Here is a 10,977-nt window from a genome sequence, read left to right on the forward strand (position 1 = left end):
CATGCCGGTATTCTGCCGTGCGAAGCCTGGCGCAGACGGGTTCAATTGCCGAGGATTGAACTGAGAACCATCCATACCGCTCTCCATCGAAAATATTGATTGCTCGCAAGTCTGCGCAGACAGGCTCAGATCAAAGCCTCAGCGGCGAATGGTTGAGTCAGACGCCAACGACACGCTATCGCAATTAGCTGTCGAGAAGCTGACCAGTCAGGAAAAACGCGCGTCCATAGGCCTCCATTTTCTAAGCAGGTTCGGGATAGCACCCTTTCGGGCGCGGATATCTGGCGGTCGAACAGCTTGGTTCCTGTCATTGCAATGAACCCTCACCCTTCCCTTGCGTCGCCTACCGCGGGTGTCGCGTTTGGCATAGTTTTGTGTAAGTGCGAAGACCGCACGGGTACGCGGTTGACGCTCGGCGCCGCATAGTCCACGTTTATTAAATCGGTTTAGCTCCTCGCATACCGCATCTGACGTTCTGGAACATGCACGACCAGGCAAGACTGACCAAAAAGAGCGCCGCCCGGAAGGGCCGCGACATCAATGTGGACTTGATCGCGGTGGTTGCTGCCGTGACCGACCGCGAGCCTTGCGTGCTCACCGTCGGGCAGCAGGATGCGCTGCCCTCCGGTCCGTTCGAGCTCACTCACCGTTCGCTGCAGTCGGGCCTGCGGGATTGGGTCGAACAACAGACCAGCCATCCGCTCGGTTACATCGAGCAGCTCTATACCTTCGCCGACCGCGACCGAATCAGCACTGGGCGCGAGCAGCGCAACATCTCCATCAGCTATCTCGCGCTGAGCCGTCAGGAAGCTATGGCGGTATCGCGCAAGTCCCGCTGGAAAAGTTGGTATGAGTATTTTCCCTGGGAAGACCATCGATCCGGCCCGCCGGAGGCGCTGAGTGTCTTGCGGCCGCGCCTGATGGCTTGGGCGAAGGGCGCCAGCGATGCAGCCGCGCGGCGCGAACGCCGCCAGCGCGCCGCGATCGCCTTCGCCTTCGACGATCGTACCTGGAACGAGGACCTCACGCTCCAGCGCTACGAGCTGCTCTATGAAGCCGCGCTGGTCGAAGAGGCCGATGGCGGGCCGAAGGCAACTCTGCCGGCCGCAGTGTCAGGCAAGGCGATGGTCGCCGACCATCGCCGCATCCTGGCGACGGGCATCGCGCGGCTGCGCTCCAAGATCAAATACCGGCCGGTCGTCTTCGAGCTCATGCGACCGACCTTCACGCTGCTTCAACTGCAGCGAACCGTCGAGGCGCTGGCTGGCAGGCTCATCAACAAGCCGAACTTCCGCAGGCTGGTTGAACAGCAGGAGCTCGTCGAGGAAACCGGCGAGACGTCCCTCGATACGGGCGGTCGGCCCGCAAAGCTCTATCGCTTCCGCCGCGACGTACTCGACAACAGTGCTGTCGTTTTGGGGACAAAATTGCCGCTTTCACGGGCTTGACAGCGTTATAGTCAACGTAGATATAAACCGCTTATTGTCACTCGGAATATAAGCGGAGGAGCGGATGACTGGCGCGTTACCTACGGCCGCGTCCCTCTATGAGCGCGTCCGGCGGGTGATCCCGCCTGTCGAATGGCCGGTCTTTGCCGATGACATCGACGCCATCCTTGCGCTAAAGCGCGAGCGCAACGCCGTCATTTTGGCGCACAACTATCAGACGCCCGAGATCTTTCATTGCGTGGCCGACATCGTCGGCGACAGCCTGGCATTGGCCCGTAAGGCAATGACGGTCGACGCTGATGTGATCGTACTCGCCGGCGTGCATTTCATGGCCGAGACGGCAAAACTGCTCAATCCCGACAAAACCGTGCTCATACCGGATCTTGCCGCCGGGTGTTCGCTGGCCGACTCGATCACGGCCGAGGACGTGCGCCTGATGCGGCAGTGCTATCCCGGGGTGCCGGTCATCACCTACGTCAACACATCCGCGGCCGTAAAGGCCGAATCCGACATCTGCTGCACCTCCGGGAATGCGCTGGCAGTAGTGAAATCGCTTGGGGTGCCGCGCGTGATCATGCTGCCCGACGAATATCTGGCAAGGAACATAGCAGCGCAAACAAAGGTCGAAATCATCGCCTGGAAGGGACGCTGCGAGGTGCATGAACGCTTCACGGCAGCCGACATTCGCGAACTTCGGGAGGCGCATCCGGGCGTCACCGTGCTTGCCCATCCCGAATGTCCGCCGGAGGTGGTGGCCGAAGCCGATTTCGCCGGGTCGACGGCGGCTATGTCCGACTATGTCGGGCAGCACAAGCCGGCACGTGTCGTGTTGATGACGGAATGCTCGATGAGCGACAACGTCGCTGTCGAGCATCCGGACGTCGACTTCGTACGTCCCTGCAACCTTTGCCCACATATGAAGCGCATCACGCTCGCCAATATCCGGACCGCGCTCGAACAGAACCGTCACATCGTCACCATCGATCCGCGTGTCGCCGAGCGGGCTCGTTGGGCCGTCGAGCGCATGCTCTGCGTATGACGGCGGACATCCATGACATTCGCGGGGCGCCGGTCATTATCGGCGCGGGTATTGCCGGCCTGATGACGGCGCTGCACCTGGCGCCGCAGCCGGTCATTCTTCTTTCCAGGACGCCGCTTGGAACGGATGCCTCAAGCACGCTCGCCCAGGGCGGGCTCGCAGCCAGCCTGGGTGAGGATGACAGCCCCGAACTACACCTTGCCGATACGCTTGCCGCCGGCGATGGGCTTTGCGATGAAGCGATGGCCAGGCGCGTCGTTGAGGCCATACCTGGAGCCATAGACCAACTCATTCGTCTGGGCGCTCCCTTCGACCGCGCGTTAGACGGAAAACTGCGGCTTGGCCTGGAGGCGGCGCATTCGCGACGCAGGATCGTGCACGCCGCCGGGGATTCGACCGGCCGCAAGCTGTTCCGCGCGCTGCTCGCCGTGGCGCGGCGGACACGTTCGATCACCATCATGGAAGGCATGATGGCCCATCGCCTGGTGGTTGCGGAGGGCAGCATTGTGGGTGTGCTGACTGTGCTGCACACAGGCGTGTTCGCGTTGCCGACGCGCCGTGTGGTGCTTGCGACCGGCGGTATCGGCGGCCTCTTCAGCGACACCACGAACCCGCTTTCGTCTTTCGGGCACGGCCTGGCACTTGCCGCCTGCGCCGGCGCGGAGCTCGCCGATCTCGAATTCGTGCAATTCCACCCGACTGCGCTCGCTACTGCGCGCCGGCCAATGCCCCTGGTCAGCGAGGCGGTGCGTGGCGAAGGCGCGGTGCTGATCGACGAGCACGGCCACCGCTTCCTTGCCGACACGCCCGGGGCCGAGCTCGCCTCGCGCGATGTTGTGGCGCGGGCGATCTCCAATCAGCTCGCAGCTGGGCATCGTGTCTATCTCGACGCCCGGCAATGCCTCGGGCAAAAATTCGCAAAACGCTTTCCGGCGATCGATGCGGCTTGCAAGCAGGCCGGCATCGATCCTGCCGTGGAACCGATCCCGGTGCGTCCCGCGGCCCACTATCACATGGGCGGCGTGGCCGTGGATGCTGAAGGCCGCAGCTCCGTCTCCGGCCTGTGGGCCTGCGGCGAGGTTGCATGCACCGGACTGCATGGCGCCAACCGGCTCGCCAGCAACTCGCTGGCCGAAGCGGTCGCAACAGCGGTTTGGGTGGCCGAGAGCGTGGCGGGCACTTGCGCGGGCTGGCAATGGCCCAGGCTCCCCGCAATCCTTCCACTGCGACCCGACCCTTCATCGATACGCCAAGTCGTCTCCGATGCGCTCGGCATCTTTCGCAATGGCAAGGTGCTGCGCGAGGCGATCTCTACCCTTCTGCCGATTGCCGTTGGCGAGACGGCGGCGGCCGACCCGGCAATGGTGGCGCTGTTAATCGCCATCGCGGCGCTTCGGCGCGAGGAAAGCCGCGGCTCCCACTGCCGATCCGATTTCCCCGGGCGCGATGCTGCCGCCCTCCCCTCGCGACTGACGCTCTGCCCCGCCTTTGAGAATGCCGTCGCCCTCAACTGGCAAGCATCCGAACGGAGCTGTTGATATGACATCCCTTGCACCGCTTCCCCAGATCATCATGGAGCCTATCGTTCGCAACGCCCTTCTGGAGGATCTGGGCAGAGCCGGCGACATCACGAGCGATGCCGTCATCCCTGCCGACTGCAAGGCGACGCTCGCGTTGAATGCCCGGCAGGCCGGCATTGTAGCCGGGCTCGATCTTGTGATGTTTGCCTTCCTCCTCGTCGATCCCGGGATCAGCATGCAATTGCGGTGTCCGGAGGGCGGCAAGATCTCGGCCGGCGAAACCATCGCCATCGTTAACGGGCCGGCGCGCAGCCTGCTGACGGCGGAGCGGACGGCGCTCAATTTCTTGTGCAAGCTGAGCGGCATCGCCACGGCCACAGCCGCACTCGTAAACGCGGTGCGCGGCCATAACGCAAAGATCGTCTGCACGCGAAAGACGACACCGGGCCTGCGTGCGCTGGAGAAATACGCCGTGCGCGCTGGCGGCGGCGCCAATCACCGCTTCGGGCTCGACGACGCCGTGCTCATCAAGGACAACCACATCGCGCTTGCCGGCGACATCCGCACCGCGATCGAGCGGGCGCGCGGCGCCGTTGGCCACACGGTCAAGATCGAGGTCGAGGTCGACACGCTGGACCAGTTGGAGATGGCACTACAAGTCGGCGTTGACGCCGTGCTGCTGGACAACATGTCGGTTGAGGACCTTTCCCAAGCTGTGGCGATGGTCGGGGGCCGCGCGGTGACTGAAGCCTCCGGCCGGATAACGCGGGCGAGCGCTGCGGCCATTGCCGCAACCGGCGTCGACCTCATCTCGGTCGGCTGGCTCACCCACAGCGCTCCGATCCTCGACATCGGCCTTGACATGCCGTCCGACCGGAACTGCAACAGGCACCTGAACTGAGGGAGAGGACATGAACCGGGATTGCAGGAACCCCTTTGGTCGCAGACCGACCCGCGTCAGCACGTCCCTAGTTCCACCGGCTGCCGAGGCAAGCCTGCTCGATGCCAGGGGACACGCTTCAACGGCCGAGGCAGGAGCGACGGACCAGCAACGAACAAAAGACCGCGTCGAAGCCCTTGGCCTCATCATCTGCCGGCTCGACGAGATGCGCCAGTTGGCGGCCTCTCATGGGCTGGAGCTTATCGGCTATCTCCTGGATGTCACCTTCACGGAATCCTGTGACGCGATCAGAAGGGAGCGTTCATCTGCTCAAGCCCAAGAAACCACGCGATAGGCGCCGAGACGACCAAGCACCGCGAGACGCGGTGGATTAGGACTGCAAGTCGTTCTGGAGAAAAAAGCATGCGTAGGATCGTCGCCGGCAAGCTCCACGGCATATACGTCACCGAGGCCAAGCTCGACTACCATGGCTCAATCACGCTCGACCCAGATCATTGCGAAGAAGCAGGCATTCTGCCGATGGAATTTGTCGAGATCTGGAATAAGAATTCGGGCGCACGGATCTCGACCTATGTAATCCTCGGCGAGCGCGGGTCGCGCTGCTGCGTCCTCAACGGCGCCGCCGCCCGCACCTGCCAGCCGGGGGACCAGATCATCATCTGCAACTCGGTCTATATCCATGACGTAGAGTTGACTGCGCTGAAACCGCGCGTGCTGACCTTCGACAAAGACAATCGCATCGTTGAGCGCCTGACCTATTCGGTCGAGACGAATGCCGACGGAGGCTACAGCTTCTCCATACTCAACGACGCTGGCAACGCACTCGCCATACCGGCCCTGGTGGGTAGATCATGACGGGCATCACGCCTGTTTCTCTTGCGGGTAGTCCCGGAAGCTTTGAGATGGAGATGGCATGAACGTCGAACTGCAGTTGAATGACGCCTCGGTACCAGCCCGCGCGGCTCCCCCCCGATGGAGCCGGGGAACGGCGCAGGCTGTCTACGACCTGCCGTTCAACGACCTGCTGTTCCGGGCTCAGTCGATCCATCGCGAGAATTTCGATCCCAATCGCGTGCAGCTGTCGCGCCTGCTCTCTATCAAGACCGGCGGCTGCCCCGAGGATTGCGGCTACTGCAGCCAGTCCTCCCATCACCAGTCCGGCCTCAAGGCCTCGAAGCTGATGGAAGTGCAACGTGTCGTGGCCGAAGCCAGGAAGGCGCGCGACGCGGGCGCCACGCGCTATTGCATGGGGGCCGCCTGGCGCAGCCCCAAGGAGCGCGACATGGAAGCCGTGGTCGCCATGGTCGAGGGCGTCAAAGCGCTTGGCATGGAAACCTGCATGACGCTCGGCATGCTCGACCTCGATCAGGCGCAGCGGCTCAAGCAGGCCGGCCTCGACTACTACAATCACAACATTGACACCTCCGAGCGCTACTACGGCGAGGTCATCTCGACACGGACCTTTGCCGACCGGCTGGACACACTTGCCAATGTCCGTGACAGCGGCATGAAAGTCTGCTGCGGCGGCATTGTCGGCATGGGCGAGGAGAAGGCCGACCGCATCGACATGCTGGTCACGCTCGCCAACCTGCCGGAGCCGCCCGATAGCGTGCCGATCAACATGCTGATCCCGATCGAGGGCACGCCGCTCGGCGAGGCCGAACCCATCGAACCGATCGAATTCGTGCGCACCATCGCGCTCGCCCGCATCATGATGCCGAAATCGTTTGTGCGGCTGTCAGCCGGCCGCACGGCAATGAGCGACGAGATGCAGGCGCTGTGCTTCTTTGCCGGCGCCAACTCGATCTTCGTCGGCGACACCTTGCTGACCGCCGAGAACCCGGGCGAGGACAAGGACAGGGCTTTGTTCCGCCGGCTCGGCATCAAGCCGATGGAGCCCGAGGCCAAGTGAGCGGGCGAGCCTTGCTCGACCGCTACAAGGCGACCTTGAGCGGGCTGGCCCGCAAGGATCGATTGCGCACCTTGAGCGCCCCCTCAGGGCTCGACTTCGCCTCCAACGACTATCTCGGCCTGGCACGCTCGAAGCGAATGGCGCAGGCGCTTGCGGCGGCACTCGCAGCCGGCACGCCCGTCGGGGCGACCGGCTCGCGGCTGCTGCGCGGCAACGACCCTGAGCACGAGGCGCTCGAAGCCAAGGCGGCCGGCTTCTTCGGCGCCGAGCGCGCGCTGTTCTTCGGCGGTGGCTATGTCGCCAATTTCGCGCTGCTGACGACCTTGCCCCAAAAGGGCGATCTCATCGTGCTGGACGAACTCATCCATGCCAGTGCGCATGAGGGCGCGCGAGCCGGCCGCGCCGAAGTGGTGGAAGCGACGCACAACGATGCGGGCGCGGTGGACGACGCAATCGTTGCCTGGCGAGCGATGGGTGGGACGGGCCGTTCCTGGATCGTGGTGGAAAGCCTCTACAGCATGGACGGCGACCGGGCCCCCCTCGGTGAACTGATCGCGGTCGCGGATCGCCACGATGCATTCCTGTTCGTCGACGAGGCGCACGCCACCGGCGTCTACGGCCCGAACGGGCGCGGCATGGCGCACGATCTCGAAGGCCGCGACAATGTCGTGGTGCTGCACACCTGCGGCAAGGCGCTGGGCGCATCCGGCGCGCTGGTCACCGCACCAGAAGTGCTTTGCGACTACCTCATCAACCGCTGCCGGCCCTTCATCTACGCCACCGCGCCCTCCCCGCTGATGGCGGTGGCGGCGGCAACGGCGCTCGATATCGTCGCCGATGAACCGGAGCGCCGTGAGCGGTTGGCGAGGCTAGTGGCGCTTGCCGGCACGAGGGCCGAGGCGCTTGGCTTGCCTGCCAGCGGTTCGCAGATCCTGCCGATCATCCTTGGCGACAATCGACGCGCCATGGCGCTGGCTGAGGCTCTGCAGTCACGCGGGTTCGACGTGCGCGGCATCCGCCCGCCAACTGTGCCAGAAGGCACCGCGAGGCTGCGCATCTCGCTGACGCTGAATGTCGACGAGGCCGACGTTTCGGCGCTGTTTAATGCGCTTGCTGACGAATGGGAGCGCACGCCATGACAGTGCAGATCGTTGTCACCGGCACCGACACCGGCATCGGCAAGACGGTGTTCGCGGCCGGGCTGACCGGCCTGCTTGACGGTATCTACTGGAAGCCGGTGCAGTCGGGCACCTGCGAAGAAACCGATAGCGAAATTGTCGCCCTGCTCGCCGGTCTGCCTGCAGTGCGGGTGCTGCCGGAAGCCTGGCGCCTCCGGCAGCCGCTGTCGCCACATCTGGCCGCTAAATTGGATGGCGTGGAAATCGATGCAGAGGCGCTTGTTCTGCCAAGGACCAACCGGCCGCTCGTCGTCGAAGGCGCCGGCGGGTTGATGGTGCCCCTCAACAGCCGCGCGCTTTACATCGACGTCTTCGCGCGATGGAACGCGCCGGTCGTGCTCTGCGCCCGCACCACGCTTGGCACCATCAATCACACGCTGCTTTCCATCGAGGCTCTTCGCGCCCGCTCCATTCCATTGCTCGGCGTGGCGTTCATCGGCGACAGGGTGGTCGATACGCAAAAAGCGATCGCCGAGATGGGCAAGGTACGCGTGCTTGGTCGCCTGCCGCGCCTCGAATCCCTGACGCCCGGAACGCTGTCCGCGGCCATGCGTGCCTCATTCAATGTCGCCGACTTCATGGAGATCCGGCCATGAGCTCCGCTGTCTGGCATCCCTTCACCCAACATGCCACTGAACCGGTGCCGCCGACGATCGTGCGCACCGAGGGCGCCTATGTCGAGACGCGCGACGGCAAGCGCATCCTCGATGCGATCTCCTCCTGGTGGGTCATCACCCACGGCCATCGTCACCCCAAGATCGTCGAGGCGATCCGGGACGCGACCGAGACACTCGATCAAGTGATCTTCGCCGGCCTCAGCCACGAGCCGGCAGAGAAATTGGCCTCGGCCCTGGTCGATATGACGCCGCCGGGCCTCGACTGGGTCTTCTTCTCCGACAGCGGCTCGACCAGCGTCGAGGTGGCCCTCAAAATGGCGCTCGGCTTTCACCGCAACAACGGTGCGCCGCGCTCCCGCATTGTTGTCATGGAACACAGCTATCACGGCGATACGATCGGCACGATGAGCGTCGGCGCGCGCGGCGTCTTCAACGCCGCATACGAGCCGCTGCTCTTTCAGGTCGACACCATCCCCTTCCCCGCGGCGGGACAGGAGCAGACAACGCTCGACGCTTTCGAGCGGCTGGCGCGCGACCGCAAAGTAGCCGCGCTGATCGTCGAGCCGCTGGTGCTTGGCGCCGGCGGCATGCTGATGTATCCGGCTCCAGTTCTCGCCGAACTCAAGCGCATAGCCGAGCGCTCCGATACACTTTTCATCGCCGATGAAGTCATGACCGGCTGGGGCCGCGCCGGCACCTTGTTCGCCTGCGAACAGGCGGCGGTCGCGCCCGACATATTGTGCACTTCCAAGGGGCTGACTGGCGGCTCGCTGCCGCTTGCGGCCACACTCGCCACCGACGCGATCTTCCGCGCGCATTATTCCAGCGACCGGTCCAGGACATTCTTCCATTCGAGCTCCTACACGGCGAACCCGATCGCCTGCGCGGCAGCGCTGGCAAATGTCGGCATCTGGAATGACGAGCCCGTTGCGGAGCGTGTGGCGGCGCTATCTCGGATGCAGGCGGAGAAAGTCGCCCGGTTCAGCCAGGATCCTCGTTTCGAGAACGTGCGCACGACCGGCACGATCGCCGCGCTCGACCTCCGTTCCGGCCGTGCCGGCTATCTCGCCGAGGTCGGCCCAAAGCTGCGCGCCTTCTTCCTCGAGCGCGGATTGCTGGTGAGACCACTCGGCAATGTCATCTACGTGCTGCCGCCCTATTGCGTGACATCGGATGAACTCGACCGACTCTACGCGGCGATAGACGAGGCAGCCGAGCTTGCTGGCACCGGCCGATGAACCGCACGGCGCGTATAGCAGGCCTTGGCCATCACGTGCCGGCGCGAAAAGTCGGCAATGCCGAGATCGAGACAAGCCTCGGGCTGGAGGCAGGCTGGATCGAGGGGCGCACCGGCATCCGCTCGCGTTTTTGGGCGGAGCCGGGCGACACGCTTTCCGGACTGGCGACAAAGGCCGGCGACATGGCGCTCGAGACAGCCGGTATCGATCGCAAGGACATCGGCCTGTTGCTGCTGGCTACTTCGACGCCTGATCATCTGCTGCCGCCGAGCGCGCCATTGGTGGCGCACAGGCTCGGCCTTAACAACGCCGGCGGGGTCGACCTGGCGGGCGCCTGCGCGGGATTCATCTATGCGATGAACTTCGCCGATGGCTTCGTGCGCCTGCACAACAAGCCGGCCATCGTCATCGCCGCCAACATATTGAGCCGCCGGATCAATCCGGCCGAGCGGGCAAGCGCCGTGCTGTTTGCCGATGCCGCGGGTGCGGTGGTGCTTTCCCCTTCCGACGATCCCGGCCACGGCATACTCGGCGCCTCGCTTGCCTCCGACGGGTCGGGTTATGGTCTGATCCATATTGCAGCGGGGGGCAGCAACCGTCCCTTCGCGCAAGAGATCGACATCGCCGAAACCCGTATGACAATCTCGAACGGCCGGGACGTCTTCATTAAGGCCGTCGAGATGATGAGCCGCTGCTCCAGACAGGCGCTGCTGGCGGCTGGCCTCGCGGCGTCAGACGTCGACCGCTTTGTGCCTCATCAGGCAAACGCCCGCATTTTCGACGCGGTCGGCCAGGTTCTAGGCATTGAGGATGAGCGCATCGTCAAGACCATCGCCGACTATGGCAACTCGTCAGCCGCAACCATCCCGCTGTCGCTGTCAATCGCGCACAGCGCCAATCCGATTCAGCCGGGCAAGAAACTACTGCTGGCGGCGGCCGGTGCCGGCCTTGCCGGTGGGGCATTGGTGGTTGGTTTCTGAACAGGCCGCCTGCCAGTCCAGTGCTTCGCCCGCCCAGCAATCTCACCTTCGCGAACTCACCTGCCTGCAGGGGAATCGGGTGAGTTAATTTTCAGGAGATGAGGCTGACGAGAAAGTCCTCGTTCCATCCGGCCTTCAATCGTT

11 protein-coding genes are annotated in these 10,977 nt (G+C 64.1%); all 11 read left to right on the forward strand.

Translation table 11 applies throughout. The annotated features are described in order from the left end of the window. Positions 1-482: 482 nt before the first annotated feature. The 11 genes from ACWGTI_RS31530 (at position 483) to ACWGTI_RS31580 (ending at position 10,833) form a co-directional block, all read left to right on the forward strand. Positions 483-1,448: an NUDIX hydrolase gene (locus ACWGTI_RS31530; RefSeq protein WP_454578713.1), complete on the forward strand. Its 966-nt coding sequence runs from the start codon at positions 483-485 to the stop codon at positions 1,446-1,448. Positions 1,449-1,512: 64 nt separating this feature from the next. Then, positions 1,513-2,487 (forward strand): quinolinate synthase NadA, encoded by a 975-nt coding sequence (gene nadA / locus ACWGTI_RS31535; protein ID WP_454578714.1) that lies wholly within the window; start codon positions 1,513-1,515, stop codon positions 2,485-2,487. Next, positions 2,484-4,025: an L-aspartate oxidase gene (locus ACWGTI_RS31540; RefSeq protein ID WP_454590564.1), complete on the forward strand. Its 1,542-nt coding sequence runs from the start codon at positions 2,484-2,486 to the stop codon at positions 4,023-4,025. The genes nadA and ACWGTI_RS31540 overlap by 4 nt, the downstream gene beginning before the upstream one ends. 1 nt (position 4,026) lies before the next feature. Beyond that, entirely contained in the window at positions 4,027-4,908 is an 882-nt protein-coding gene (gene nadC, locus ACWGTI_RS31545; protein ID WP_454590565.1) for a carboxylating nicotinate-nucleotide diphosphorylase, read from the forward strand. A gap of 10 nt (positions 4,909-4,918) precedes the next feature. Next, positions 4,919-5,242, forward strand: coding sequence for a hypothetical protein (locus ACWGTI_RS31550; protein ID WP_454578717.1), 324 nt, complete (start codon positions 4,919-4,921; stop codon positions 5,240-5,242). 68 nt (positions 5,243-5,310) lie between these two features. Next, positions 5,311-5,763 carry an aspartate 1-decarboxylase gene (gene panD / locus ACWGTI_RS31555; RefSeq protein ID WP_454578718.1) on the forward strand — a complete coding sequence of 151 codons (453 nt, stop codon included), beginning with the start codon at positions 5,311-5,313 and terminating at the stop codon, positions 5,761-5,763. 58 nt (positions 5,764-5,821) lie between these two features. Continuing rightward, positions 5,822-6,820, forward strand: a complete 999-nt coding sequence (gene bioB, locus ACWGTI_RS31560) for a biotin synthase BioB (protein ID WP_454578719.1) — start codon at positions 5,822-5,824, stop codon at positions 6,818-6,820. Then, positions 6,817-7,959, forward strand: coding sequence for an 8-amino-7-oxononanoate synthase (locus tag ACWGTI_RS31565; protein ID WP_454590566.1), 1,143 nt, complete (start codon positions 6,817-6,819; stop codon positions 7,957-7,959). Before bioB ends, ACWGTI_RS31565 begins: the two co-directional genes overlap by 4 nt. Further along, the gene (gene bioD, locus ACWGTI_RS31570; protein WP_454590567.1) at positions 7,956-8,594 is read left to right on the forward strand and encodes a dethiobiotin synthase; all 639 of its coding nucleotides are present in this window, start codon (positions 7,956-7,958) and stop codon (positions 8,592-8,594) included. Before ACWGTI_RS31565 ends, bioD begins: the two co-directional genes overlap by 4 nt. Next, the gene (locus ACWGTI_RS31575) at positions 8,591-9,853 is read left to right on the forward strand and encodes an adenosylmethionine--8-amino-7-oxononanoate transaminase (protein ID WP_454590568.1); all 1,263 of its coding nucleotides are present in this window, start codon (positions 8,591-8,593) and stop codon (positions 9,851-9,853) included. The genes bioD and ACWGTI_RS31575 overlap by 4 nt, the downstream gene beginning before the upstream one ends. After that, the gene (locus ACWGTI_RS31580; RefSeq protein WP_454590569.1) at positions 9,850-10,833 is read left to right on the forward strand and encodes a beta-ketoacyl-ACP synthase III; all 984 of its coding nucleotides are present in this window, start codon (positions 9,850-9,852) and stop codon (positions 10,831-10,833) included. Before ACWGTI_RS31575 ends, ACWGTI_RS31580 begins: the two co-directional genes overlap by 4 nt. Positions 10,834-10,977: the final 144 nt, after the last annotated feature.

The sequence above is a fragment of the Mesorhizobium sp. ArgA1 genome, from assembly GCF_053714375.1.

What these genes read in the sequence shown, in the direction of transcription:
- nadA (WP_454578714.1), top strand. Translation starts at nt 1,513, where the DNA reads ATGACTGGCGCGTTACCTACGGCCGCGTCCCTCTATGAGCGCGTCCGG.
- ACWGTI_RS31550 (WP_454578717.1), top strand. Translation starts at nt 4,919, where the DNA reads ATGAACCGGGATTGCAGGAACCCCTTTGGTCGCAGACCGACCCGCGTC.
- bioD (WP_454590567.1), top strand. Translation starts at nt 7,956, where the DNA reads ATGACAGTGCAGATCGTTGTCACCGGCACCGACACCGGCATCGGCAAG.
- ACWGTI_RS31530 (WP_454578713.1), top strand. Translation starts at nt 483, where the DNA reads ATGCACGACCAGGCAAGACTGACCAAAAAGAGCGCCGCCCGGAAGGGC.
- ACWGTI_RS31580 (WP_454590569.1), top strand. Translation starts at nt 9,850, where the DNA reads ATGAACCGCACGGCGCGTATAGCAGGCCTTGGCCATCACGTGCCGGCG.
- nadC (WP_454590565.1), top strand. Translation starts at nt 4,027, where the DNA reads ATGACATCCCTTGCACCGCTTCCCCAGATCATCATGGAGCCTATCGTT.
- ACWGTI_RS31540 (WP_454590564.1), top strand. Translation starts at nt 2,484, where the DNA reads ATGACGGCGGACATCCATGACATTCGCGGGGCGCCGGTCATTATCGGC.
- panD (WP_454578718.1), top strand. Translation starts at nt 5,311, where the DNA reads ATGCGTAGGATCGTCGCCGGCAAGCTCCACGGCATATACGTCACCGAG.
- bioB (WP_454578719.1), top strand. Translation starts at nt 5,822, where the DNA reads ATGAACGTCGAACTGCAGTTGAATGACGCCTCGGTACCAGCCCGCGCG.
- ACWGTI_RS31575 (WP_454590568.1), top strand. Translation starts at nt 8,591, where the DNA reads ATGAGCTCCGCTGTCTGGCATCCCTTCACCCAACATGCCACTGAACCG.